This window comes from Myxococcus sp. AB056 (assembly GCF_006547365.1).
In the GTDB taxonomy this organism is placed as follows: domain Bacteria; phylum Myxococcota; class Myxococcia; order Myxococcales; family Myxococcaceae; genus Myxococcus; species Myxococcus virescens.
The window spans coordinates 53,019-77,333 of the sequence record NZ_VHLB01000029.1 but is presented as its reverse complement, the minus strand read 5'-3'; the positions used below and the strand labels follow the sequence as shown (position 1 = coordinate 77,333).

Here is a 24,315-nt window from a genome sequence, read left to right as displayed (position 1 = left end):
TGGGCCTAGAGCCCCGTGCCCGTGTTGCCCGGCCCCTTGCTTTCGGGAAGCGGGGGCAGCTCCGTCTGGGCCTGCTGGGGCGCCGGACGGTTCACGCGGTCGCGCAGCTCCTTGCCCGTCCGGAAGAGCAGGCCGCGCTTGGGCTTCACCGGGATGACCTGTCCCGTCTTCGGGTTGCGGCCCTGGTAGCCCTGGTAGTTCTTCACGTGAAAGGCACCGAGCCCGCGAATCTCGATGTTCTCGCCGCGGCAGAGGGCATCCTTCATCGACTCGAAAATCGTCTCGATGGTGGCCTCAGCCTGCTTCTGCGTCACGCCCCTCTTGGCCACGAGGATGTTGATCAGATCGGACTTGAGCATCGGACGCTCCCGCAAACCCGGTGACCCCTTGGAAACAGGGCGCTCTGGCCCGTGGTCGAATCCTGAAAACATAACAGAACACATCCTTCGTGCAAGCAGGGTGAGCTTCCAACCACCCAGAAACGCTACGGATTTCCCCCTGCGGCCACCCTGGGTGGTGGAGCGGGAGCAGGCTCGGCAAGTCCTGGGCGGAGCGGCACCACCAGGTCCAGCCATCGGGTGCGACGTAGCAGGTCGACACCGGCGCAGTCAGCTGCCTGGAAGATGGGCTCCATCTGTTCGAATCCGGGCGCCCGTGGCCCGTTCCATCCCTCCGCGCCGCCGGTGAGCATCACACCGTGCACGGCGAGCGTGGTGTCCGCCAGCGTGAGGGCAGCCGGGTCCTTCGCGGGACGCAGGCCCCCTTTGCGGAGGCGCTCCAGCAGCTCGGCGGCCACCATGCGGTCGACGACCTCGTGGACCAGCGACTCGGGGACGCGCAGCCGCGTCGCCAGCTCGCGCGGCGAGGGAGGCGGCAGTCCGTCCACCCAGGCCAGGGTGGCCTCCTGGGCGACACGGGCGGCGACCAGTTCGTGCGCGCGCGGGTGGCTTCCAAAAGCGAAGAGGGAGTGCCGGAAGGCGGTGTGTTCCACGGCATAGGAGAGCCGGGCGCCAAAGAGCACCAACAGCCAGCTCACGTAGACCCACGCCAGGAACAACGGGAGCGCGCCGAGCGAGCCGTAGAGGGGGTTGTACTGGAAGCTGCGCTCCGCGAATGCGGCGTACACCTGCTTGGCGAACGTCCACCCCAGGCCGGCCACCAGTCCTCCGGCGAGCGCGGACCGGACGCGGACATGCGCGTAGGGCGTCCAGTAGTAGAGCAGGGTGAGGCTGGCCACGGTGACGAGCGTGGTGCCCAGTAGGATGAAGGCGCTGGCGTAGGGCGCGTGGCTCTGCAGGAAGACGCGGACCTTGCCCGTCCCGGAGAAGGACAGCGCGAGGAAGAAGGGGCCCACGAGCAGGAGGCCCGAGTAGATGAGCAGCCGGATGCGCCACGGCCGCTGCCGCCGGATGCCCCACAGCTCGTTGACGGCACCGTCGAGCTGCCGCAACAGCGAGCCGGCGGATAGCAGCACCGCCAGGAAGCCCACGCTGCCAATGGCGACGGTGTGCGTGGGGTTCAGGAACCGGTCGAGGAACTGGGAGGACTTGCCGCGCACCCCGGGGTTGAGCACCTCGCTGACGACGAAGCGCAGCTTCTCCTTGAACTCATCCTGGTGGAAGGCGGTCAGCAGTACGAGCGCCACCGTCAGGAGGGGCACCAGGGAGAACATGCTGACGTAGGTCAGCGCGGCGGCCCGAAGCCGGAGATTCTCCCCGCGAAAGCCCTGGGCCACCGTCTTCGCGGCCAGGAGGGTGTCCGTCGCGAACAGCCCCACGGGCGTGTGCTGCAGGGGCGCCCAGAGCCGGGTGGCTCGCTCGCGGAAGTGACGGAGCCACGGCAGGGGCGTCAGTTTCACCGATTCCCTCAAGAGGCCCGGCCGCGCCAGGGGCGGGCCTGACGGAGGCGGAGGGAACGTGGCCCCACACGGGGCGATACGTGCTCGGAGCGTGAGGACATCATCCGTGTGACATGGCCGGCCCGCGAGGCGGGAACCGCCTTGGGGCATGGACGCTCACGCTAGCCAATCCGCGGCCGCCAGTGCCAGCCCACCCCGGCTTGAGGTGGCTTGCCAGCGTACACAGGCCGACACGGTGCGGGGCTTCGTGTGCACTGGCAGCGACTTCCGCCACGCCAGCGCCGCCGGCTCCCCGCCCCGGCCTTGAAACCACCGGCAGGGCAGGGCGCCGACGACTGACCGGCGGAAAGAACTCAGGTCGTGCCGCCCGAAGGCTCCGACCCACCACTTGAGGCTGGAGGCGGAGGCGGCGTCGAGCCACCCCCGTTCTCGCCTCCACCAGACGTGTTCTGCGAACCGCCGCGCTCTCCACGCTCGCCGCGGTCGCCACGCCGGTCGCCGCGCTCGGGACGCTCGCCGCGCTCGGGACGTTCGCCGCGCTCGGAGCGTTCACCACGCTCGGGACGCTCGCCGCGCTCGGAGCGCTCGCCCCGTTCGCCGCCGCGCTCCCCTCCACGCTCGGAACGGTCGCCCCGCTCGCCACCCCGGTCACCCCGAGGACGGTCTCCGCCACTCCGGCCGTCGCGGCGGCCCTCGCGACGGTCTCCGCCCCGCTCACCGCGCTCGGAGCGTTCGTTGCCCCGCTCACCACCCCGGTCCCTGCCACCACCGCCGCCGCCACCACCGCCGCGCCGGCCCTGCTCCTGGCGGCCGTAGCCTCCGCCATTGCTGTCGGGCTTGCGCTGCTGCATGGCCAGCTCGCCATCACCCGAGCCAGGCGACGAGGCCACCTTGTGCTCCGGTCCCGAGGCCGAGCGTCCGTAGATGTCGTACTGCTCGCGGTGGTAGTTCTGCTGCGCCTTGACCTGGATGGACTTGTTGTACCGGTCCATCAGGTGCCGCAGCTCGTTGCGCTCCTCGCCCTGGAGCAGGCGCGCCACTTCCGCGTTGCAGTTGATGACCAGCGTGGAGTCCTTGTAGCCCGGCGCTTCGCGGCGAATCTCCCGGAAGATTTCGTAGGCCACGGTGGTGGCCGTCTTCACGAAGCCGTTGCCGTCGCAGTACGGGCAGTCCTCGTGGAGCATGCGGCCAATGGACTCGCGCACGCGCTTGCGCGTCATCTCCACGAGGCCCAGCTCGGAGATGCGCAGCACGTTCGTCTTGGCCTTGTCGCGGCCCAGCGCCTCCTGCAGCGCCTTGAAGACCTTGTCGCGGTTCTGCGCCTTCTCCATGTCGATGAAGTCGCAGATGATGATGCCGCCGATGTTGCGCAGCCGGAGCTGGTAGACAATCTCCTTGGCCGCCTCGACGTTGATCTTGGTGATGGTCTCCTCGAGGCTCTTCTTGCCGACGTAGCGGCCCGAGTTGACGTCGATGGCGGTGAGCGCCTCGGCCTGGTCGATGATGAGGTAGCCGCCGCTCTTCAGCCACACCTTGCGCTGGGTGGCGCGCTGGAGCTCCTGCTCGATGCCGTACGCGTCGAAGACGGTGTCGTCGCCCTCGTGCAGGGCCACCCTGTCTCGCAGCGCCGGGTCCTGTGCGGTGACGAAGCCGAGGATGCGCTCGTACTCCTCGCGGTCATCGACGACGAGCTTCTCCACGTCGTGCGCGAAGAGGTCGCGCGTGGCGCGCAGGATGAGGTCCAGGTCGGGGTGCAGCAGGCCGGGGCCGCCGCGCTTCTCGTTCTTGCGCACCACCTGGTTCCACACCTCGATGAGGAACCGGATGTCGCTCTCGAGCTTCTCCTGCGGCACGTTCTCCGCGACGGTGCGGACGATGAAGCCCGTCCCGGGCGGGCGCAGGCGGTCCACGATTTCACGCAGACGCCGGCGCTCCTTCTCGTTGGAGATGCGGCGGCTGATGCCCACGTGGTCCACCGTGGGCATGAACACCAGGTGACGGCCGGGGATGGAGATGTGCGAGGTGAGCCGCGCGCCCTTGGTGCCGATGGGGTCCTTGGAAATCTGGACGACGACTTCCTGGCCCACCTTCAGCAGGTCCTCAATCTTGTCGGTGCGGCGCGGCTTGGCCTTCTCCTTGTCCTCGTGCTTGTCGCTCCGGCGCTTCTCCTCCTGCGGCCGGCGGCCCTTCTCCTTATCGCCGCGCTCCTTCTCCCGGCTCCGGGGCTCACGCGCCTCACGGGCCTCGCGTGGCGTGCGGCGCTCGCCGGAGACCTCGGACGGCTTCGCAGCCTGCGCGCCCTCCTCAGCGGGCGAGGGGATGAGGTCTCCCAGCGCGGTGGCCGCGGGGGGAGGGGGCTCGACGGGAAGAACGGTGGCCTCGCCCTCGGCCGCTTCCACGGCCGATTCAGCGGGCGTCGCCACCCCGGCCGCGTCGGGCTCGGACGCCGCGGCAACGGCCAGCGCCGCCTCGGGCGACGCCACGTTCGCGGCGGGCTCCACGGCGGCCTCGGCCACCTGGGGCTCGGAGGAGGGCACTGCCTCGGCCTCGCCATCCGTCGGAGCAGGCGCGGCCTCCACGGGCGCTGCCGTGGACGGCTCGACCGCGACAATCTGCTCGGGTGTGACGGGCTGAACGGCCGCCTCGGCGGCCACCACCGTCTCCGACCCGGCGGCCGGCGCTTCCTCCGCGGGCGCCACCGGCGTCTCCGCGCCCGGCGGCGTCACCGTCGGGGCGTTGGCGGCCAGCTCCAGGGCGGTGTCGCGCGGCAGGGACTCGGTGGGCGCCGCGACAGGCTCGAAATGGGCGTCCTCCGGCTCCGGCTCCACGTGACGGGGGGGCGCGTGCCGGGCGGCGGCCTCCGCGGCCTCGGCCTCGGACTCGTCCGGGACGTCGGGCGCATCCTCGTGCTCGCCCTCGGTCAGCTCGAACTGCGCGCGCGCGAAGTCAGGGTCGTAGACGACGTCACTGACATAGAGGAACGCGGCCTTCTCCAGGCCAATGTCCACGAAGGCGGCCTGCATGCCCGGGAGCACCCGGACGACGCGGCCCTTGTAGATGTTCCCGACGACGCCCTTGTCCTTCTTACGCTCGAGGTAGAACTCCGCGATGTGTCCGCCCTCGACGAGCGCGACGCGCGTCTCTCGACCCGCGGCGTTGATGACCAGGATGCTGCTCATGGATGAATCCTGCTGGCGCGCGCGGTAGGGCGGACCTCACCGGACGGGCGGCGGCGAGACGCCGCGCCTCCGAGCGCGCTGCGAAGGGAGAGGCGGCCTCCGGCGGGCCTACAGCGAGCGACGCCGGCCCGGGCATGCCGGGTGCGGCTGGGGGCTCGTTGTCGAGGACCGAGGGGACCACCGCCTGCTCCTCCGAGTTCATTGGCGCCCCGCATTGCGACCGGCACCGTGCCGGGCGAGGCCTTGTCTTCACAACGCGTTCGAGCTTCCCCACGACGCGCGTGCCGCCCGCTCTTCTATCCACACCCGGTCGATGCCCATCGTGGGCACCTTGGGGGGGCGACTGGAGCCTCGGTGCAGCTGACGCGCCCGGAGGAGCCGGGAACGCAACCCGTCAAAATCCCTACCAGACGTCGACCCCCGACAACGCGGGGCGTCACACAACCGTCCAGAAACACGGGGAGTTTTTCACGGCCCCCCAGGTGTGTAAAGCCGAGAAACGGCTTCCATCCACTGTCAGGCAGATGCCGGGCGGCTACCCGGCAGGGCATCAGGCCTGGGCGGTGATTCGCTTGCGCTCCCCTGGCTTGTCCGGTCGCCCTCGGGGCCGCCTCACCAGCCGGAGGCCTGTCCAGGTGGCGTCGATGATGCAGATTTTGTTGTCCACCAGACCGATGTCCAGGGCCGCGTGGCGGACGAAGTCCTCGGAGAGGTCCCGGCGGGCACCCTCGCCCCCCGGCCAGCACACCCAGATGCCGCCGGTGAGGGCCATGGCGCGGGCCAGGGCCGGCAGCCGCTGCACCAGTTCCTGCGGGTCCTCGGTGAAGAAGAGGATGACATCCAGGCCCGTCACCGCGGTGATGAGGAACTCCACCCCATCCGGCAGCGGGTTGAGCTTCTGCACGAAGCCCCGCGGCGGGTTGATGACGGAGACCTTGGACCCGGCCCGGATACCCAGCATGGCCGGGAGGGAGGCCAGCGCGTAGGGCGTCATGATGTGCGCTCCACGTTGAATTGACTGAACTCGCCGGTGGCCTCGCCGTCCGTGCGCTGAACGCCCGAAACCCGGGCCTGCGTCGGACCGCGATGACACCAGCGGATGAATTCCTCGAGCACGGCGGGCTCCCCTTCCACGACGGCTTCCACGGCCCCGTCCGGCCGGTTGCGCACCCAGCCCGTCAGGCCCAGGCGTGTGGCCTCAACGCGGGCGCTCTCCCGGAAGAAGACGCCCTGCACCTTGCCTTCGATGCGCAGCGAGGCTCGCCGCGTGCCACTCATGGACCGCCCCATCCTCTAGGCGTTCGTCTGCAACATCTGCAGGAACGCCTGCTCGTCCAGGATTCTTACCCCGAGTTCCTGGGCCTTCTTCAGCTTGCTGCCCGCATCCTCACCGGCCACGACGAAATCGGTCTTGCGCGAGACACTTCCGGCGACCTTGCCGCCCCGGCGCTCGACCTCTTCCTTGGCCTGCTCCCGCGTCATACCCGTCATCGCGCCGGTGAGCACCACCGACTTGCCTACGAAGGGGCCTCCCGTGGCGACCTGGGGCGCCGCGGGCTGGACCCCCGCCGCCAGGAGCGCGCGGATGGCCTCCTGATTCTGGGGCTCCTGGAAGAAGGTGTGGATGACCTGGGCCATGATGGGGCCCACGTCCTTCACGCGGGAGATGTCCTCCAGGCTGGCCGCGAAGAGCATCTCCGACCGGGGGAAGGCCTCCGCCAGCGCCTTGGCGGTGGCGTCACCCACGTGGCGGATGCCCAGGGAATAGAGGAAGCGGCGCTGCGTGGTCTGCTTGGATCGCTCCAGCGACGCGATGAGGTTGTCCGCGCTCTTGTCGCCCATGCGCTCCAGCGTCAGCAGGTCCTGCTTGGTGAGCGCGTAGAGGTCCGCGAACGCCTTCACCCTGCCGGTGGACACCAGCTGCGCGGCCAGCTTGTCGCCCAGCCCTTCGATGTCCATGGCCAGGCGGCTGGCGAAGTGGCGGATCTTCTCCACCAGCTGCGCGGGGCAGGAGGCGCCCGTGCAGCGGATGATGGCGCCGTCCTCGTCCTTGGTCGCCACCGCATCGCAGACGGGGCAGTGCTTGGGGAACTCGAAGGGCGCGGAGTCCGCGGGGCGCTTGGACAGCACCACGGAGACGATTTCCGGAATCACGTCACCGGCGCGGCGCACGAAGACGGTGTCGCCCTTGCGCACGTCCTTGCGGCGCAGCTCGTCCTCGTTGTGCAGCGTGGCGCGCGCCACCGTGACGCCGCCCACCTTTACCGGCTTGAGGTGCGCCACCGGCGTCAGCGCGCCCGTGCGGCCCACCTGGATGCCGATGTCCATCACCTCCGTGGACTCCTCCTCCGGAGGGAACTTGTACGCCACCGCCCAGCGGGGGCTCTTGGAGACCTGACCCAGGCGCTTGCGCTGGTCCTCGTCATCCACCTTCACCACCATGCCGTCCACCTCGAAGGGCAGCTCGTGGCGGCCCTTGAGGGAGGCGTCATAGGCCTCGCGCACGCCCTCCAGGCCCTCGGCGCGGCGGTACTGGTTGATGGGCAGGCCCAGCGTCTTGAGGTACTCCAGCTTCTCGATGTGCGTCTTGAAGACGGGCACGCCTTCGCCCGGGACGCATTCGTAGAGGAACACGGAGAGGGGCCGGGCGGCCGTCATCCGCGGGTCCAACTGGCGCAGGCTGCCGGCGGCGGCGTTGCGCGGGTTGGCGAAGAGCGGCTCGCCTTCCTCCTCGCGCTTCTCGTTGAGCTTCTGGAAGTCCTTCTTGCGGATGAAGACCTCACCGCGGACCTCCAGCACGTCCGGCACCTTCACGCCGTCCTGGGGGAACAGCGACATGGGCAGGCTGCGGATGGTGCGCAGGTTGGAGGTGACGTCCTCGCCGGTGGTGCCGTCGCCCCGGGTGGCGCCCTGGACGAACGCGCCCTTTTCGTAACGCAACGCGATGGCGAGTCCGTCCAGCTTGGGCTCGCAGACGTAGGCGATGCCCGGCAGGCCCACCAGCTTGCGGATGCGCTCGTCGAACTCAATGAGGCCCTGGTCCTCGAAGATGTTGGCCAGCGAGAGCATGGGTGCCCGGTGCACCACCTCGCCAAACTCCTCGGCCGCCGCGCCGCCCACGCGCTGGGTGGGCGAGTCCGGCGTCTGGAGGCTCGGGTGCTTCGCCTCCAGGTCCTGCAGCTCGCGCATCAGCTTGTCGTATTGCGCGTCGCTGACCTCGGGCGAGTCGAGGACGTAGTAACGGTAGTTGTGGTGCGCCAGCTCACGGTGGAGCTCACGGGCTCGGGCTGCGGCTTTCTGGAAGTCGTCCACGGTTCGCGGTCCTTACTCCAAAACACGGCGCGTCGGCGCGTGCCTCGAAAGGCGGCCACTCTACGGTTCCCGACTGACAAGGTCCGGTCGTCGCCTCCGCGTGAACCGCCTCCTGAGGGGAAGCGGACCCGGAGGGCCGGGTGTTGTCGCTGGCAGTGGCGATGCCCGCGCGCCGACCCGCCGGGTCCTCAGGTCCGGGGCAGGGGACTCCGGAAGGCCCGCACGGCCGGGTGGAAATGAGGGCCCCGGGGGCGCGTGTTGCTCATCTGGAAGCGACGCAACCGTGGCCCTCAAGATGCCTTGACAGGCCAGGAGGGGGTCAATAACGTCCCTTGCGGTTCATGGCGCAGGTGTATTCCGACGGCGCCGACTCTTCTCCCAACCACAAGGCTCACGCCCGCGCAGTCCCTTCCTGGGATTCCGGCGGGGCCGTCCTCCTGGAAGGTGCTTCCGAGGGCCGCGCGGACGTCTCCCCCCGCCATTCCACCCGTCCGAGTCCTCGGGCGCTTCATTCCTCCCAAGCGTTACAGACATGCGTAAAGCCCGTACTTCGAGAGAGAAGGCTGCCGACACCGATGTCGCCGTCGAGGCCGACACGGAGAAGCCACGCCGCAAGCGCGCCGCGAAGACGGTGGAGCGGGACGAGGCCGAGAAGCCCGCCCCGCGCGCCCGTCGCAGCGCCGCCCGCCGCGACGAAGAGCCCGGCGCCGAGGTCGAGGAGGCCCCCGCCGAGCCACCCCGTCCGGTGCTCACCCCCATCTCCCGCCCGGTGCGGGACGACGACCTCCAGGAAGCTCGTATCTCCGGCGAGTCCGAAGAGCCGGCCGCCTCCCTGCCGCCTCCTCCGGAGTCCCCTGAGACTCCCGCCATCACGGAAGTCACCCGGGATGGCGAGCCCATGCAGGTCATCAAGCTCAATGACCTGAAGCGGATGAAGATCACCGACCTCTCGAAGATGGCCCACGACGTGGGCATCGAGGGGTACCAGGGCCTGAAGAAGCAGGACCTCATCTTCGCGCTGTTGGGCGGCATCGCCGACAAGCGCTTCGAGGTCCACGCGGAGGGCGTGCTGGAGCTGCTCAGCGACGGCTTCGGCTTCCTGCGCAGCGCGGACAGCGACTACCAGCCCAGCCCGGACGACATCTACGTGTCCCCGTCGCAGGTGCGCCGCTTCAACCTGCGCCCCGGCGACACGGTGACGGGCCCCATCCGCCAGCCCCGCGAGGGCGAGCGCTTCTTCGCGCTCCAGAAGGTGGACAAGGTCAACTTCGCGGACCCGATGTCAGACGCGGCGCGCGAGCGCATCCTGTTTGACAACCTCACGCCGCTCTATCCGACGCGCAAGCTCAAGCTGGAGCATGAGTCGTCGGAGATGACCACGCGCATCATCGACATGTTCTGCCCCATCGGTCTGGGCCAGCGCTGCCTCATCGTGGCGCCGCCGAAGGCCGGCAAGACGGTGCTGCTGCAGAACATCGCGCACGCCATCAGCCGCAACCACCCGGACGTGTACCTCATCGTGCTGCTCGTGGACGAGCGCCCGGAAGAGGTGACGGACATGGAGCGCAGCGTACGCGGCGAGGTGGTGTCCTCCACCTTCGACGAGCCCGCCACGCGCCACGTGCAGGTGGCGGAGATGGTCATCGACAAGGCCAAGCGCCTGGTCGAGCAGAAGTACGACGTCTGCATCCTGCTGGACTCCATCACCCGTCTGGCGCGCGCCTACAACACCGTGGTGCCCGCGTCCGGCAAGATTCTGTCCGGCGGCGTGGACGCCAACGCGCTCCACAAGCCCAAGCGCTTCTTCGGCGCCGCGCGCAACATCGAAGAGGGTGGCTCGCTGACCATCATCGGCACCGCGCTCATCGACACCGGCAGCCGCATGGACGAAGTCATCTTCGAGGAGTTCAAGGGCACGGGTAACTCCGAAATCGTCCTGGACCGGAAGCTGATGGAGAAGCGCATCTTCCCGACGCTGGACATCAACAAGTCCGGTACGCGCAAGGAGGAGCTGCTGCTCGGCCCGGGCGACCTGGTGCGCATCACCGCCCTGCGGCAGGTGCTCCACCCGTTCACCCCCATCGACGCGATGGAGTTCGTGCTCAAACACATGCGGCCCACCGCGTCGAATGCGGACTTCCTCGGGTCGATGAACCGGTAGAGATTGTCTGAGCAAGGAGTGTCCATTGCTCAGACACGGACGTTTCCGCCTGCTCACCCTCGTGCTGGGGGTGACGCTGGGCGGTGGTGGAGTGGGGTGTGACGGTTTGGGAGACCTGCCGCTGGAGGACGTACCCCCGGTGCTGTCCGACCAGACCTGTTACACGGACGATGACTGCGTGGCCGACGCGTGCTGTGGGCTGGGGACCGCCGTCACGCACGCGGACGAAGGCCCGACGTGTAGTGGCCCCTGTAACAGTGGCTGCCCTGAAGGCTCCATCGACTGCGGGCGTTGCATCCCCACCTGCCGTGAAGCGCGCTGCGCCGCCGCCTGCCAGTAGGGCTCAGGCGGCGGGCGGCTGACGTTCAGCGGGCAGCGGTCCGGGCGTGGCCAGGGCCACCGCGGGCGCGGGCTGGGCCTTGAGCCGTGCGTAGTCGAAGCACGCCACCAGGACGGACGCCACCGGCACCGCGAAGAGGGCGCCCACCAGCCCGAAGAGCCGCTCTCCGGCGATGAGGGAGAAGGCGACGATGACGGGGTGCAGGTGCGCCGCCTGCCCCATGATTTTGGGGTTGAGGAAGTACGCCTCGACCGCGTGGATGCCGATGATCCACGCGAGAATCGCCAGGCCCTTCTGGAAGCCGTCCGCCAGCGCGATGAGGACGATGGGCACCGAGCTGAGGATGGTGCCGAAAATCGGGATGAGGCTGAAGAAGGTGGCGATGGTCGCCAGCAGGAACGCAAACTTCACGCCGAACAGCAGCAGTCCCATGAACGTCAGGATGCCGTTGACGATGCAGATGGTGACCTGCCCGCGCACCACGCCGGACAACGAGCGGTCGATGCGCTCCAGCAGTTGCCGCGCGTCGGTGGCGTACTCCGGGGGAATCAGCGTGCCGAAGTAGTGGCGGATGGCGTGCGCGTCGATGGAGAAGAACGCGGCCACCATCAGCACGAAGAAGAGCATGAAGACGCCAGCGGCCACGCTGGTGACGATGCTGCGGGACACGTTGACGATGTCGCCCAGGTTCTCCTGCACCAGGATGGACACGCGCTTCACCGCGTCCCCCAGGAACTGCTCCAAATCCAGCGCGAAGCCGAAGGTGCCGTTGCTGCTCCCCGCGTCCGCGCCCTCCAGCGCGCGGTTGGAGAGCGCCACCGGAATGCCTCGTGTGCTGAGCCACGTCTCCGCGCGCTGCGCGAGCTCCTGGACGTGCTCCGGGGTGAGCGTGTTGGCGAACGTCACCGCCTCACGGCTGACGCGGGACAGCTCGCGGTAGAGCTGCGGCACCAGCGCGACGATGAAGAGGTACACGCCCACGAAGAAGCCGGCGTAGATGAGCAGCAGCGCCGTCCAGCGCGGCACCGGCCGGCCGGCCACCTTCACCCGGGAGATGCGCCCCACCAGCGGCTGCACCAGGTAGGCGATGAGCGCGGCGCCGGCGAAGGGCATGACCACCGAGCGGAAGGCCAACAGGACCAGCGCCAGGCTCAGCCACAACACTCCCAAGAGGAGCAGGCGCTTGCGTCGGTTGGCGGAGGCGGTGGTGTCCGAAGGCTGCTGCGACATGCCGTCTGGCTTACGGCAGTGCCTTCCCGGTGACAAGGGCCGCCACGTGAGTCGCCCGCCCGCGTCCGGGGAAGGCGATGATGCCTGTTCAACATTTCACCGGGTCACCCGGCGGCGGCTCAGGCGCCAGGCACCGGGAAGGCGCCGAGCTTTGACTGGAGCCGCTCCAGGCAGTCGCGCATGTGCTTGCGCTTGACGCGGCCCTCCGTGGCCTCGCCCAGGCCCAGCATCTGCTCGGTGAGCCAGCGGCTGAGGAGCAGCAGGGACAGCCGGTCGCTCGGCACCAGGCCTCGCTCCAGGTAGCGCTTGTTGCGCATGTAGTCGTCGTAGGCGTCCGTTTCGCGCGCCAGCTCCCACTGCGCCAGCCGGAACGCCTCCGTGTAGACGGCCCGGGACGGCCGGGGCCGGGGCTCCGTGAAGAGCGGCGCGAAGTGGCCACCGGTGTCCAGGTCCAGCTCCTCGACGGGCGGCGGCCACTGCAGCAGGTCCTTGTGCAGCAGCTTCGCCACCTCCTCCAGGAGGTGCTCCAGCAGGGAAGTCGGTTTGAGGTCGAAGAGGTGGTCCCAGCGAGACGCCATGGCTTCTTTTCTACCTCAAATGCCGGCGTCGGCCGTGCCCGCGTCGGGGACGCCCGCGTCACCGTCGCCCGTGCCCGCGTCGGTGCCGCCGTCGTCCGTGCCCAGGCCCTGGCAGCAGGCGGGCACCTGCGCGAAGTAGAGCGCCGACTGGGAGCAGGACACGCGGATGTCGCGGCGGTAGGCGCTGCAGCCGGTGACGAAGCGGTCGCTCCCGCAGGTGGGCGGGGCCGCGGTCGCCGGGTCGCAGGCCTCCAGGGTGACGGCGCACACGGCGCGGGAGCGGTAGAAGCGTGCGTCGTTGCGGTCGCCGGGGACGACGGTGCATGTCGTGCGCTCGGTGCATGCCTGGAGGATGGGGCCGCTGGAGCACGGGCCCACCTTGCACTCCGGCTCGCAGTTGAGCGCTTCCGAATCGTCACAGCGGGGCGCCTGGGTGCACAGGTCTTCCGAGCACGCGGTGGTGAGCAGGGCGAGGAGCAGGGTCGGCAGGGCAAGACGGGACACGGAGGGCCTCTGTCAGGTCAGGTGAAGCGCTCGAGGAAGTTCAGCAGGATTCTGCGGCCCGCGGGAGAGGGCGTGAGGCCCGCCAGGAGCTGTCGGACGTATTCGCCGGGCGCGGCGCCTCGCGCCACGGAGTCCCGCTCCAGGCCCTCCCAGCGGGCCTCAATGACGGCGCGAAGGGTGTCCACGCCGGCCTCTGGATGGAACTGCACGCCGCGCACGGTGGGGCGGAAGGCCAGCGCCTGCGCGGCGGTGTTCGCGTTGCCCGCAAGCACCTGTGCGCCGTCAGGGAGGTGCGAGACGATGTCCTCGTGCGTCGCCTGCGCGATGAAGCGCTCCGGCACGCCGCCGAAGAGTGGGTCCTGCTTGCCGGCCTCGGTGAGCGTCACCTCGACGCTGCCCGTCTCCCGCCCCTGGGGATTGCGCGAGACGCGGCCGCCATACGCATGCGCCAGGAGTTGCTGGCCGAAGCACACGCCCAGCACGGGCGTGCCCCGCTCACCGGCCTCCACCATGAAGTCCGCGGCGCGCTTCATCCACGGCTCGAGCGCCGTCACCGACAGCGGCGAGCCCGTCATCATCACCGCGTCGTAGCCATCCGCGCGCGTGGGCAAGGGGGCGCCCCGGTGCGCCAGCACGATGTCGAAGCGGTAGCCGGACAGTCCGATGGCTTGCAGAAACCACCGGTCGTAATCGCCGACGGAGACGCGCACGGCCTCGGCCGCGTCACCGGCTTTCAGCAAGAGGACGTTCTTCACCGCCGTAGGTTGCCGCATCGCATCCCCATTCCTACCGTGTCGTGCCCCGCGTGTCCGTTCCTGGCCAGTCGCAGTGGAACGCGCCCGTGTGTTTCGAGGTACCCACATGACCAGCGCCTGTTGGCTCACCTCCTCATTCCTCGACCCCAGTCTGCGCATGGGCGGGCGGCGGGTGGAGCCCCAGGTGCCGGGCGTTTCCAGCAAGAGAGGGGATTGAATCGATGCCGACCCGACCCAAGGCGAAGGTCCTGACCCACCCTGCCATGGCTCGCCGGGTTCGCGGCAAGGCCTCGCGTGCTCCGGCGCGAGGCCCGGCGCTGCGGGACGCGGCGAGCGTGGACACGCTGCGCCGCTGGCTGGATGAGAAGGGCATCCAGAAGGTGAAGGTGGGCGCGGTGGACGTCGATGGCGTCTGGCGCGGCAAGTACATCTCCCTGGAGAAGTTCCTCAGCGCCGCCAAGGGCGGCCTGGGCTTCTGTGATGTCGTCTTCGGCTGGGACTTGAGCGACGACCTGCTCGACAACACCCAGGTGACGGGCTGGCACACCGGTTACCCGGATGCCCACGCGAAGGTGGACCTGTCCACCGGCCGCGTCATTCCCTGGGAGCCGGACACCGCGGCGTTCCTGCTCGACTTCGAAAACCCCGACGGCACGCCTTTCGAGGCGAGCCCCCGGCAGTTGCTCCAGAAGGTGGCCGCCCGCGCGCGCTCGCTGGGGTACCTGCCGCGCTTCGGCGCGGAGTACGAGTTCTTCATCTTCAAGGAGCAGCCGCAGAGCCTGCGCGACAAGGACTTCCAGGGCCTGACGCCGCTGACGCCGGGCATGTTCGGCTATTCGTGGCTGCGCACGTCGCTCAACGCGCCGCTGGTGCATGCGCTCATCGACGGGTGCAACGCCTTCGGCCTGGGCATCGAGGGCTTCCACACGGAGACGGGGCCGGGCGTCTTCGAGGCGGCCATCCGCTACGACGACATCGAGAAGTCGGCGGACAAGGCCGCGCTCTTCAAGACGGTGGTGAAGGAGATTTGCGCCCGCCACGGCGTCACCGCGTGCTTCATGGCGAAGGTGGACGCGAAGCTGCCGGGGTGCTCGGGGCACGTCCACCAATCGCTGTGGGATTTGGACGGGGAGCAGAATCTCTTCCACGACGCGAAGGCGCCCCATGGCATGAGCAAGCTGCTGCGCCACTACATCGGCGGGCAGGTGGCGCTGATGCCGGAGCTCACCGCGCTCTACTGGCCCACCATCAACAGCTACAAGCGCAGCGTGGAGAACACCTGGGCGCCCACCACCGTGACGTGGGGCCTGGAGAATCGCACCACCGCCATCCGCGTCATTGGTGAGAGCGCCAAGGCGATGCGCCTGGAGTACCGGCAGTTGGGCGCGGACATGAACGCGTACATCGGCATGGCGGTCAGCTTGGCCGCGGGCCTGTGGGGCATCGAGAACGAGGTGGAGCCGCCCGCGCCCTGCGAGGCCAACGCCTACGCGAAGAGCGACGCGCCGCCCTTGCCCCGCAACCTCAAGGACGCGGTGGCGCTGCTGAAGGGCAGCGAGCGCGCGCGGGAGTTGCTGGGTGACGGCTTCGTGGACCACTTCGTGCGCACGCGCGAGTGGGAGGTGCGTCAGTACGAGCGCGCCGTCACCAACTGGGAGTTGGAGCGTTACCTGGAGCTCATCTGATGAGCGCAAATGAGGCAGCCGCCATGAAGCCGTTCGACATTCCCTCCGAGCCGCGCGTCACCGAGATGGCGTGGCCCACGCGCATCGTCTTCGGCGCCGGCGCGCTGCTGCGCCTGCCCGCGCAGGCCCAGCGTCTGGGCATCCAGCGCCCGCTGCTGGTGACGGACGCGGGCGTGGTGAAGGCGGGGCTGGCCGCGCGCGTGGCGGACGTGCTCAAGACGGCGGGGCTGGCCTGTGAAGTCTTCGACCGCGTGGAGCCCAACCCCACCGAGCGCGACGTCTTCGCGGGCCTGGAGGCGTACCGGAGCCACTCCTGCGACGGCATCGTCGCGCTGGGGGGCGGCAGCGCCCTGGACGCGGGCAAGCTGATTCAGCTCCTCACCACGCACGAGCCGCCGCTCAGCCGCTACGACGACGCGAAGGGCGGCGACCAGTACGTGCGCGACGACCTGCCGCCGCTCATCGCGATTCCCACCACCGCGGGCACCGGCTCGGAGGTGGGGCGCTCGGGCGTGGTGACGCTGGAGGACACGGGCCGCAAGACGGTCATCTTCAGTCCGCACCTGCTGCCGCGCGCCGCCATCTGCGACCCGGAGCTGACGCTGGGGCTGCCGCCGGGCGTCACCGCGGCCACGGGCATGGATGCCTTCACCCACTGCCTGGAGGCCTACCTGGCCAATGGCTTCCACCCGCTGGCGGACGCGGTGGCCATTGACGGCATCCACCGCGTGGGCCGCTCGCTGGAGACGGCGGTGCGCGACGGCAAGGACCTGGCCGCACGCACGGACATGATGGTGGCGGCGATGGAGGGCGCCATGGCCTTCCAGAAGGGCCTGGGGGCCTGCCACGCGCTGGCCCACGCGCTCACGCCCGTGTCCAACGTGCACCACGGCCTGGCGAACGCCATCGTCCTGCCCGTGGTGATGGAGTTCAACCGCGCGGTCTGCACGGCGCGGCTGGCCCGGGTCGCGGTGGCGCTGGGGGACACAACGCAGGCGCGCGAAGAGGTGCTCGCGGGCAACGCCATCGACCGGGTGCGCAAGCTCAACGCGGCGGTGGGCATTCCCTCGCGGCTGCGCGACGCGGGCGTCCAGGAGAAGGACCTGGAGCGGATTGCCGAGAAGGCCTTCCAGGATGCCTCGCACCTGAGCAACCCGCGGAAGGTGTCGCAGGCGGACCTGCTGGCCCTGGCGCGCGAGGCCTACTGAGCCGCGGCCCGCCGGGGGAGGGGATTCCCCCGGCGCGCCGCTTCATGGCTCAGGGCGCTTCGTCCATGGCGCCCATGCCGCCGCCCTCGGTGCCACCATCCGACAGCACCGGGGCACCCGTGCCCTCCGGTTCGGTGTCGCCTCCCGCGCCCACCACGGTGCCCGTCACGGGCGTGCCGCCTTCCTCGGGGGTGAACTCCAACGTTTCCACGAACACGCGGCCGGGCAGGCGCAGGTCCATGGCGTTGATGCGCTCCTGGCTCCGAAGCTCGTAGAGCTGCTGTGCCACCGGGCCCGCGGGGATGCGGTCGTCGGAGAAGAAGATGTACATGCGGACCTTCCCCTCCTGCACGGGGATGCGGAAGCTCGTGTGCGCCACGGGCTTGTTCGCATCACAGCGGATGGAGCGGTTCTCCCGCGTCAGCGTGAGCTGCCGGATGACGCCCTTCTCGGACACCGTGTACAGCATGCAGTAGGGAAGCTGGCCGTCGGAGGGGATGACCTCCACCGTGGCCCCGCCTGTCTTCCGCAGCTCGGCCCGCGTGGGCCTGTCCGTCGACTTCTTCCCGTCACAAGCCGCGCCACTCAGCGCGGCCACCGCCAACAACCCAGTCCAGCGCCTCATGTGTCCCTCCCGGGGTGTGGAAGAGCCTTCACCTGCCACCCTCCAGCCTACTTCGGAGCTTCGTCCTGAGGGGAGGTCAGGGGTTGTCCTGTGACAGGTCGCGCCAGCTGCAACGACCGCCAGTGCACACCGCAACCGGGCGGGCGCGCGCATGCACGGCGTCATGTCCTCCGCGCGCGACGTGGGCGCGCGCCTGGCGGGGCTCAGGGACAGCCGGAGCTGACCTGGAGGGCGTCATAGGCCATCCACCCGTTGCGCTTCGTTCCCGTGGCGGCGATGACGTAGCCGTAGAGGAATTTCATGGTGCCGGACTGCTGACGGTAGCGTCCCGCGCTGTCCTGGACCCATAGAGGAATGTCGATGGACGGCACACCGTGCTCGGTGGGGACGTCCAGGCGCTGGAACTTCGTCCCCGCAGGGAAGTGGTCCACCGCGGGCCCGCCCAGCGCGAAGCCCGGCACGTTGAAGACCAGGTTCACCGAGCGCAGACCATTGGCGCGCACCAACGGCAGGTAGTCCCCAGCCCGCTCGTGCGTCGCCGTGCTGTCGTAGACGACCTTCTTGAATTCGAGCGTGGTGTCGTGCCAGTCGCGCACGGCGTAGCAGCCCAGGTTGCCCAGGCCCGCGCCCAGCGCGGAGACGTGGCCGACCTTCTGCTCGAAGGAAGTCCTCCCCAGGATGCTGGAGATGGGCAACCACCCTGCGCTGGAGTTGGACGTCGACACCGCGAAGGCATGCAGCTCACCCGCGAAGGTGCGCGTCTGGCCATAGTTGAAGGCCGCGCTCGTCCGCATGTTGGTGCCTACCACCGTGCCATGGCCGTCCCGGATGGGAACGCCTGTCACCAGACCCCAGTTGTCGTCCTCGGGCGCATTGGTGGGGACGCGGTTTCCACCAGACGCTTGCAGCTTGCAGTTGTAGGGGCTGACCAGACAGTAGGTGCCATTCACGCCGGAGAACGCCGCCTGCTCCCGGGAAGCGAGGGCCTCGTATGGACTGGAGTCGGCGGAGGACGGTGCCTCACCTCCACAAGCCGAGGCCACGAGCGTTGCTGCGATGAAGGCATGGAGTGGGATTCGCATCTTGAGATGGGAATTCGACAGGATTTGAGAAAGCAAGTGAGCGGCTGTGCGGGCTTGTCAGCTGGGAGGGGAAATGGTCAATGATAGACACATTCCTTTCGCCGCCGCCCGCTGGGTAGCCTTTCTGGGGGACAGGATCGACGGCGCCAGGGATTTGGATTCAATTCCTCACCTCCCCCGAAGGAGTTCTCCATGAAGAAAGTCGGCTCCCGAAGCCTCAAACCCAGCACTTCCTCCTCGAACCGCTACTCGCCGTACCCCAAGCCCCCGCCGAAGACGTCGGCCTCGCCGTCTCCATCGGCTTCGTCCTCGAATCGCACGCCGTCTCCGACGGATGGCTTTGACGGTGGGCCGGTGAGGACGCGGCCCCAGCGCGCGGCGGCGACAGGAGGGCCACGCCCCTCCAATGCGGACCTCTTCAAGCAGTCGCAGGCGGCGGGACTCCAGGATACGCACGCGGCGCGTCCGGCCAACATGGAGGCGCTCCGGACGGAGAAGGACGGTCCCAATGACAACCTGAACATGCTGGCGCACTACGGGAGCCAGGCGGCGAGCAAGAAGGGCATCTTCGCCTCGGGGCCGCTCGACCCCAGGGGCCTGGGGCCGCAGCAGGTGCAGACCGCGGTGCCGGACCGCGACAAGGGCGAGCACACCCAGGTCTTCGGGAAGATGACGGGCGGGGAGACGAGCTCCACGAAGTACCAGCAGAAGCTCGGCACGGCGGAGCCGCGAACGGACTACGAAATCCTCCACGGCATGGGCCACGGCGAGGGGGGCAAGAAGACGCAGTCGCCCAACAACCTGGCCTCGGCGTCCCATGGCGCGAACACGGCCATGATTCCTCCGGACAAGGCCATCTCCGGCAACCCGGACGTCATCGTGGACACGAAGTTCGCCATGCGCCCGGGCACGCAGCGCGCCGAGTACGTGGACCAGCGCTTCTTCCACAAGGACTTCCCCGACCAGCCTTTCTTCCAGCAGCGCATCGACGGGGACCGGCCCAAGGTCACCCAGAGCGAGTACAAGCAACTGAAGGAACAGGTGGCGCCGCTCAGTGACGCGGAACTCCTGCGCGGGGCCGCCCACTTGATGAACTTCCGCAAGAAGGCGGGGAGCAGCGGCGGCGACACCTGATCCCCGCGTCCCGGCGGACGCGGTGGCCTCGAGGGGCTACCGCGTCTCCGGCCGGACGTAGACGACCACCTGGGGCGTCTCATCCAGGTAGAGGCCCGTCACCGGCGTGCGCGTGCCGAAGGCCTGCCACGTGAGGAACTCGTGCTCGCGGAACTCCTGGTGGTACTGGTACGCGACGATGTCCGCGTCCGCCGGGCTGCCCACCGCGCGCAGGTCCTTCCGCAGCATGCCGTTGCGCTGGTAGTCGCGGAACGAGCCGCCGTGCACCTCGTGCAGGAACAGGCGTGCGCCCTGCTTCGCGTTCGCGTTGATCCACGGCAGCACGCCGGTGACGTGGCTGGACCAGAACTGGCGCTGCATGCCCAGCGTGGCCGCGCCCGGCAGTCCTCCCGCCAGCTCCGAGTACGCCGCCGTCCCGTAGGGGAACACGCGCACCGAGTACACCAGCGCGGGGGCCAGCAGCACGGCGAACACCGGCACGGCCACCACGGCCTGCGGCAATGAGGGCCACTTCATCTTCAGCCGCTCCCACAGCGCCGTGCAGCCCCGGGCCACCGCGGCGCCCGCGAGGATGCCCAGGAACACCATGGACGGGAACCAGTGCTTCACCCCGCCGAAGTGCGGCACCTGCGGGTGGCTGATGATGAGGATGGACGCCACCGCGTTCACGCACACCAGCGCCTCCGTCATCGTCACCGGGCGCTCCACCCACGCGCGCGTCCGCGTGAAGGCCCCCAGCACCATGCGCGCCACCAGCGCCGCCAGGCCCGTCACCATGGGAACGAAGAGGCTGGTGGGCACCGTCAGCGCCGTCTTCACGACGACGTAGGCGAGCGGGAAGGGCGGCTCGCGCAGCAGCTGGTTCAGATAGAACCAGGCGTAGTGGTTGTGCTTGGCGTGGAAGGCCAGGTACCACGCGGTGCGGTCCACCGGCTGGTGCCACAGGTAGGGCCAGTGCAGGTAGAAGATGACGGGCCCCAGCACCGCCATGGCGGCAATGGGCACCAGCGCGCGCGTCACCTGCGCGTTCACCTTGTCCACGCCCTTGAGCACCCAGGCGCCGCCCACCGCGAGCCCGGCGAACAGCAGCGTGTGCGGACTGAGCAGCAGGAACTTCCGCTGGAAGCCCTCACCGCCGCCCAGCGACAGCACCAGCAGGCCGTAGAACACGGCCACCGCCGTGAACACGCCCACGAAGCGGCCCAGCCAGGCGCGGGCCTCCGGCTGACCCTCGCTGGCGCTGTAGGCGCGCCACAGCGCGAAGGGCGTGAGCACGAAGGGGAGGAACAGCGCGTTGTGCTTGGTGGCCAGCGTCAGGCCAAAGGCCACGCCGCACCACAGGCCCCAGCGCACGTCCTCCATGGCGCGCCAGAAGCAGTACACGACGAGCAGCCACATGGCGGCCACGGGGACGTCGAAGCACGCCATCTCCGCGTTGAAGTACTGCCGCGGCACCAGCATGAAGGCGAAGGCGGCGAACAGCCCCGCGAGGCGGCCGTACATGGCGCTGCCCAGCAGGAAGGACAGCGCGGGAATCAGCGCCGCCATGGCGAAGGCGGGGATGCGGAACGCCGTCGCCGAACGCACCCATCCCAGCTCCGTGTGGAAGAGCAGGTGGCTCAGGCCGAACAGCGTCTTCATCAGCACCGGGTGCTCGTGGTTGTAGTCCCACGCGCGCACGATGGCCGCGTCCGTCAGCGCCCGGGCCGGTGACTGAAAGAGCTGTCGGAACCAGCTCGAGTAGCCCTCCGCCGCGATGAAGTAGACGCTTTCGTCGCGCGTGTAGCCCACCGCGGACTCCGTCAGCCACAGCGCCGCGAAGGCCAGCACCCAGAGGGCCCAGGCCAGGGACTTCTCGTCGCGCGTGGGGGCGCGTCCTTGCATCATCCCCGCACTCCCACTTCGGGCTCCACGGCCAGCACGTCCAGGCACACCTGCCGCCGGTCCGCGTTATCCGCCTGCACCCAGACCTTCACCGTGTGTGGCGCGCCCTCGGGGAGCCGGGCCTCCGCCTTCTGCACGCCCTCCAAGCCCGGCGGTATCGCCAGCGACAGCAGCCGCGCGCCGCTCGCCGCGTCATCCACGCCCAGGTGCGTGGTGGAGAAGCGTGAGTCCTTGGGGAAGGCGTGCTCGAAGATGATGCCGCCCTCCAGGCGCAGGCCCAGGCCACCGGGGATGCCGTCCAGCTCCGCCACCAGCCGCTGCTTGCCGCCCGGCGCGTGCATCCACAGGCAGCGCCGCGGCTCGTAGAGGATTTCGTGCCACTCCGGCGCCACGTACAGGTGCGAGGGCCCGGGGCAGCGGTGCACCTTGCCGTCGAAGGGACAGTCGCGGCGCGTGCCATCCGGCTGCTCCAGGTACACGCGGGCGCGCGCATAGGCCTCCGTGGCGGTGAAGCGCCGGGGCCGGTGCCGGCCGTTCTCATAGAGCGCCAGCGTCAGGGTGCCATGCCTCGACGTGGCGCCCATCGCGCGGCGGCCACGCAGGAAGGTTTCGAGGAAGCCCGCCTCGTCCGAGCGGGGCAGCTCCGGCTGGCCCAGCACCCAGACCCGTGGGTGCGCGGACAAGTCATCCTGGTCCGAGCCCAGGTAGCCGTACACCGGCAGCGTGGAGGGGACGAAGATGCGGGCGCGCTCCGTCCACCAGGGGAAGAGCAGCACCGCGTCGCCGGGCTGGGCTTCCGCCTGGAGGCGCTCCGCCACCGCGCGGTAGTCCGCCTCCGACGGGAGGCGGCCGGGCAGGCGCAGGTGGAAGAGCAGGCACAGGAACGCGACCAGGAGCAGCCCCCCCAACTCCACGAGGGGCAGCGCGCGCGTGATGCTAGGACTTCGCAAGGCGAATCTTCTGCTCGCTCTTTTCGCGGCAGAAGGTGCAGAAGATGGCTTCACCCTGGGCGAAGGACGGCGTCCAGGGCGGGTACATCGAGCAGCGCGGGTCCAGGCAGTGGTGCAGCTCCCAGAGGTGCCCCAGCTGGTGGAGCGCGTGGCGGGAGACGGCCTTGAAGGCGCTCTCCAAATCCTTGTGCGGCGCGATGGTGAGGACGGCGCGGTCCTTCCCCTGGCGCGCGAAGCCCGCCGTGGGCGCCACGCCGCTGGGAAGCTCGCGGTCCTTCAGCTTGCGCGTGGTGAGGAGCAGCACCTTGTCGTCCTTGTAGGAACGGATGCCTTTCACCTCATCAATCAGCTTCTCCGCATCCAGCGGCTCGGACATGCCCGCGGGCACCTCCAAGCTGTCGGAGTGCTCACTGCCCACGCCGAACGCCGTGTAGAGCGTGCGGTTGAACTTCGCGAGCTGCTTGTCGTCGAAGGGGTCCAGCGTCACGACGCGAATCACGGGGCGTCACCTCGGCGGAAGGGCCCCATGTGCAGGGGCCCGTCGGTCCATGGGGCTGTCAGCTCTCACCCTCGGGCGGCTTGACCTTGGGCGGACGGCCGCGCTTCTTCGGCGCGGCGGGCGCGGCGCCTTCCGCCTCGGGCGGCTTGGGCTTGGGCGGACGGCCGCGCTTCTTCGGAGCAGGGGGCTCGGCGCCCTCGGCCGTGGCTTCCGGCTTCGGCTTGGGCGGACGGCCGCGCTTCTTCGGAGCAGGGGGCTCGGCGCCCTCGGCCGTGGCCTCCGGCTTGGGCTTGGGCGGACGGCCGCGCTTCTTGGGCGCGCTCTCCTCGGAGGCCGCGGCCTCCTCGGACTCGCCTTCCTCGCTGGACTCCTCCTCGGACGGCTCGGAGGGCTCCTCGTCGGACGGCAGGTCCAGGTCGCTGTCCAGGCCCAGCAGATCGCTGTCCAGGTCCAGGTCGCCTTCCTCGCGCTGGAACTCGGCGGCGGTGCGCTTGGGGCGCTCGCGGCCGGGCGGGAAGAGGACGATGTCGATGGCGTCCTCGGCGTTGACCTCGGCGGTGCCCAGCGCGGCGGCGACCTCCGTCACCAGCAGGTGCCGGGCATTGTCGTAGAGCTCGCGCTCCTTGGTCGGCAACGGGCGCAGCTCACTGAGAACCTGGAGCCCCTTCACCACCTCGGCCAGGCCCATGATGCCGCCTTGGGTCATCCGGTCCAGGTTGGTGCGGGCTCGTTGCTTCCAGTCGAGGTCGGCCTTGTCGCTGTCCGAGCGGAGGAAGGTGAAGATGGCCTCCACGTCCTCGGCGGATGCGACCTTGCGCACGCCGATGGCGAGCACCTTGCCCTCGGGGACCATCACGACGGCGCCATCTTCTTCGCGGCGCATCGTGACGAAGGTGAGCTTCTGTCCCGCCACTTCCTTCATATCGATGGCGGAGACGCGGCAGACCCCCTGGTTCGGATAGACGACCCGGTCGCCAACCGCGAGCTGGAGTGACGCGGACCCTTCAGGCATGTCCCCCTCACGGGTGAGGTTGGTGGGCTGAACGTCGGAACAGGCCCGGGCTTAGCACCGAGCCACGTCGGACGCCACGAGTTTACCGGTGGATTGCCGCCGTACGTGCGTCCGTTTGCTGAACCCTGAGGAGGTTGCCCAGCACCAGCTTCTGCCGCGCGTCCAGCGCCGCCTCGACCTGTGCATCCGTTGGCTCCATCCCGTCCACTCCCGGCCGGGCGTCCACGCGCGCGGCCATCCCCAGGGTTCCCATCAGGCCGAACACGGCCACCGCCACCAGCTTCTTCATGGTGAGTCCTCCGTGGCGCCCAGGGTAGGG

22 protein-coding genes are annotated in these 24,315 nt (G+C 69.4%); 5 read left to right on the top strand and 17 right to left on the bottom strand.

Annotated features, from left to right (window positions below):
• Positions 1-5: 5 nt before the first annotated feature.
• The 6 genes from FMP39_RS15340 to ligA all read right to left on the bottom strand — a co-directional run bounded on the left by FMP39_RS15340 (position 6) and on the right by ligA (position 8,349).
• Positions 6-359, bottom strand: coding sequence for an HU family DNA-binding protein (locus tag FMP39_RS15340; RefSeq protein WP_011555596.1), 354 nt, complete (start codon positions 357-359; stop codon positions 6-8).
• Between the two features lie 125 nt (positions 360-484).
• On the bottom strand, positions 485-1,858 hold the full coding sequence (locus tag FMP39_RS15335) for a YhjD/YihY/BrkB family envelope integrity protein (RefSeq protein ID WP_228558011.1): 1,374 nt from the start codon (positions 1,856-1,858) through the stop codon (positions 485-487).
• Positions 1,859-2,211: 353 nt separating this feature from the next.
• Entirely contained in the window at positions 2,212-5,037 is a 2,826-nt protein-coding gene (locus FMP39_RS15330) for an Rne/Rng family ribonuclease (RefSeq protein WP_141590778.1), read from the bottom strand.
• A gap of 550 nt (positions 5,038-5,587) precedes the next feature.
• Entirely contained in the window at positions 5,588-6,031 is a 444-nt protein-coding gene (locus FMP39_RS15325; protein WP_141590776.1) for a DUF3052 family protein, read from the bottom strand.
• On the bottom strand, positions 6,028-6,327 hold the full coding sequence (locus FMP39_RS15320; protein WP_141590774.1) for an acylphosphatase: 300 nt from the start codon (positions 6,325-6,327) through the stop codon (positions 6,028-6,030). Before FMP39_RS15320 ends, FMP39_RS15325 begins: the two co-directional genes overlap by 4 nt.
• 3 nt (positions 6,328-6,330) lie before the next feature.
• Complete coding sequence (ligA, locus tag FMP39_RS15315) at positions 6,331-8,349, bottom strand: NAD-dependent DNA ligase LigA (protein ID WP_141590772.1); 2,019 nt, start codon at positions 8,347-8,349, stop codon at positions 6,331-6,333.
• Between the two features lie 532 nt (positions 8,350-8,881).
• On the opposite strand from ligA, the gene rho reads away from it, so the two are divergent.
• The gene (gene rho, locus FMP39_RS15310; RefSeq protein WP_186817784.1) at positions 8,882-10,510 is read left to right on the top strand and encodes a transcription termination factor Rho; all 1,629 of its coding nucleotides are present in this window, start codon (positions 8,882-8,884) and stop codon (positions 10,508-10,510) included.
• A 25-nt stretch (positions 10,511-10,535) separates the two neighbouring features.
• Positions 10,536-10,850, top strand: coding sequence for a hypothetical protein (locus FMP39_RS15305; protein WP_141590771.1), 315 nt, complete (start codon positions 10,536-10,538; stop codon positions 10,848-10,850).
• Positions 10,851-10,853: 3 nt separating this feature from the next.
• Here FMP39_RS15305 and FMP39_RS15300 read toward each other — a convergent pair whose 3' ends face one another.
• The 4 genes from FMP39_RS15300 to FMP39_RS15285 form a co-directional block, all read right to left on the bottom strand.
• Positions 10,854-12,080 (bottom strand): AI-2E family transporter, encoded by a 1,227-nt coding sequence (locus FMP39_RS15300; protein WP_141590769.1) that lies wholly within the window; start codon positions 12,078-12,080, stop codon positions 10,854-10,856.
• A 119-nt stretch (positions 12,081-12,199) separates the two neighbouring features.
• Positions 12,200-12,658, bottom strand: coding sequence for a hypothetical protein (locus tag FMP39_RS15295; protein ID WP_141590767.1), 459 nt, complete (start codon positions 12,656-12,658; stop codon positions 12,200-12,202).
• Positions 12,659-12,673: 15 nt separating this feature from the next.
• Positions 12,674-13,162 (bottom strand): hypothetical protein, encoded by a 489-nt coding sequence (locus FMP39_RS15290; protein WP_141590764.1) that lies wholly within the window; start codon positions 13,160-13,162, stop codon positions 12,674-12,676.
• Positions 13,163-13,179: 17 nt separating this feature from the next.
• Positions 13,180-13,935: a glutamine amidotransferase gene (locus FMP39_RS15285; RefSeq protein WP_141590761.1), complete on the bottom strand. Its 756-nt coding sequence runs from the start codon at positions 13,933-13,935 to the stop codon at positions 13,180-13,182.
• 203 nt (positions 13,936-14,138) lie between these two features.
• Here FMP39_RS15285 and FMP39_RS15280 point away from each other — a divergent pair, with 203 nt between their 5' ends.
• Positions 14,139-15,602 (top strand): glutamine synthetase family protein, encoded by a 1,464-nt coding sequence (locus tag FMP39_RS15280; RefSeq protein WP_228558010.1) that lies wholly within the window; start codon positions 14,139-14,141, stop codon positions 15,600-15,602.
• 23 nt (positions 15,603-15,625) lie between these two features.
• The gene (locus tag FMP39_RS15275; RefSeq protein ID WP_141590759.1) at positions 15,626-16,810 is read left to right on the top strand and encodes an iron-containing alcohol dehydrogenase; all 1,185 of its coding nucleotides are present in this window, start codon (positions 15,626-15,628) and stop codon (positions 16,808-16,810) included.
• Between the two features lie 49 nt (positions 16,811-16,859).
• On the opposite strand, the gene FMP39_RS15270 is transcribed toward FMP39_RS15275, so the two are convergent.
• A complete protein-coding gene (locus tag FMP39_RS15270; protein WP_228558009.1) occupies positions 16,860-17,435 on the bottom strand; it encodes a hypothetical protein in 576 nt (191 codons plus the stop codon).
• A 203-nt stretch (positions 17,436-17,638) separates the two neighbouring features.
• Positions 17,639-18,517 (bottom strand): hypothetical protein, encoded by an 879-nt coding sequence (locus FMP39_RS15265; RefSeq protein ID WP_141590755.1) that lies wholly within the window; start codon positions 18,515-18,517, stop codon positions 17,639-17,641.
• A gap of 192 nt (positions 18,518-18,709) precedes the next feature.
• Between FMP39_RS15265 and FMP39_RS15260 the strand changes: the two genes are divergently transcribed.
• A complete protein-coding gene (locus FMP39_RS15260) occupies positions 18,710-19,651 on the top strand; it encodes a hypothetical protein (RefSeq protein WP_228558008.1) in 942 nt (313 codons plus the stop codon).
• 36 nt (positions 19,652-19,687) lie between these two features.
• Here FMP39_RS15260 and FMP39_RS15255 read toward each other — a convergent pair whose 3' ends face one another.
• The 5 genes from FMP39_RS15255 to FMP39_RS15235 form a co-directional block, all read right to left on the bottom strand.
• Positions 19,688-21,538 carry a glycosyltransferase family 39 protein gene (locus FMP39_RS15255; protein WP_141590753.1) on the bottom strand — a complete coding sequence of 617 codons (1,851 nt, stop codon included), beginning with the start codon at positions 21,536-21,538 and terminating at the stop codon, positions 19,688-19,690.
• On the bottom strand, positions 21,535-22,485 hold the full coding sequence (locus FMP39_RS15250; protein ID WP_141590751.1) for a hypothetical protein: 951 nt from the start codon (positions 22,483-22,485) through the stop codon (positions 21,535-21,537). Before FMP39_RS15250 ends, FMP39_RS15255 begins: the two co-directional genes overlap by 4 nt.
• Positions 22,472-22,984, bottom strand: a complete 513-nt coding sequence (locus FMP39_RS15245) for a hypothetical protein (RefSeq protein ID WP_141590749.1) — start codon at positions 22,982-22,984, stop codon at positions 22,472-22,474. Before FMP39_RS15245 ends, FMP39_RS15250 begins: the two co-directional genes overlap by 14 nt.
• Positions 22,985-23,042: 58 nt before the next feature.
• A complete protein-coding gene (locus FMP39_RS15240) occupies positions 23,043-23,996 on the bottom strand; it encodes a CarD family transcriptional regulator (RefSeq protein ID WP_141590747.1) in 954 nt (317 codons plus the stop codon).
• Positions 23,997-24,078: 82 nt separating this feature from the next.
• Positions 24,079-24,285, bottom strand: coding sequence for a hypothetical protein (locus tag FMP39_RS15235; RefSeq protein ID WP_011555575.1), 207 nt, complete (start codon positions 24,283-24,285; stop codon positions 24,079-24,081).
• Positions 24,286-24,315 lie beyond the last annotated feature (30 nt).

Coding starts and splice junctions, on each gene's coding strand:
- FMP39_RS15340 (WP_011555596.1), bottom strand. CDS start 359: ATGCTCAAGTCCGATCTGATCAACATCCTCGTGGCCAAGAGGGGCGTG.
- FMP39_RS15330 (WP_141590778.1), bottom strand. CDS start 5,037: ATGAGCAGCATCCTGGTCATCAACGCCGCGGGTCGAGAGACGCGCGTC.
- FMP39_RS15325 (WP_141590776.1), bottom strand. CDS start 6,031: ATGACGCCCTACGCGCTGGCCTCCCTCCCGGCCATGCTGGGTATCCGG.
- FMP39_RS15320 (WP_141590774.1), bottom strand. CDS start 6,327: ATGGGGCGGTCCATGAGTGGCACGCGGCGAGCCTCGCTGCGCATCGAA.
- rho (WP_186817784.1), top strand. CDS start 8,882: ATGCGTAAAGCCCGTACTTCGAGAGAGAAGGCTGCCGACACCGATGTC.
- FMP39_RS15300 (WP_141590769.1), bottom strand. CDS start 12,080: ATGTCGCAGCAGCCTTCGGACACCACCGCCTCCGCCAACCGACGCAAG.
- FMP39_RS15295 (WP_141590767.1), bottom strand. CDS start 12,658: ATGGCGTCTCGCTGGGACCACCTCTTCGACCTCAAACCGACTTCCCTG.
- FMP39_RS15285 (WP_141590761.1), bottom strand. CDS start 13,935: ATGCGGCAACCTACGGCGGTGAAGAACGTCCTCTTGCTGAAAGCCGGT.
- FMP39_RS15280 (WP_228558010.1), top strand. CDS start 14,139: ATGCCGACCCGACCCAAGGCGAAGGTCCTGACCCACCCTGCCATGGCT.
- FMP39_RS15275 (WP_141590759.1), top strand. CDS start 15,626: ATGAAGCCGTTCGACATTCCCTCCGAGCCGCGCGTCACCGAGATGGCG.
- FMP39_RS15270 (WP_228558009.1), bottom strand. CDS start 17,435: ATGAGGCGCTGGACTGGGTTGTTGGCGGTGGCCGCGCTGAGTGGCGCG.
- FMP39_RS15265 (WP_141590755.1), bottom strand. CDS start 18,517: ATGCGAATCCCACTCCATGCCTTCATCGCAGCAACGCTCGTGGCCTCG.
- FMP39_RS15260 (WP_228558008.1), top strand. CDS start 18,710: ATGAAGAAAGTCGGCTCCCGAAGCCTCAAACCCAGCACTTCCTCCTCG.
- FMP39_RS15255 (WP_141590753.1), bottom strand. CDS start 21,538: ATGATGCAAGGACGCGCCCCCACGCGCGACGAGAAGTCCCTGGCCTGG.
- FMP39_RS15240 (WP_141590747.1), bottom strand. CDS start 23,996: ATGCCTGAAGGGTCCGCGTCACTCCAGCTCGCGGTTGGCGACCGGGTC.
- FMP39_RS15235 (WP_011555575.1), bottom strand. CDS start 24,285: ATGAAGAAGCTGGTGGCGGTGGCCGTGTTCGGCCTGATGGGAACCCTG.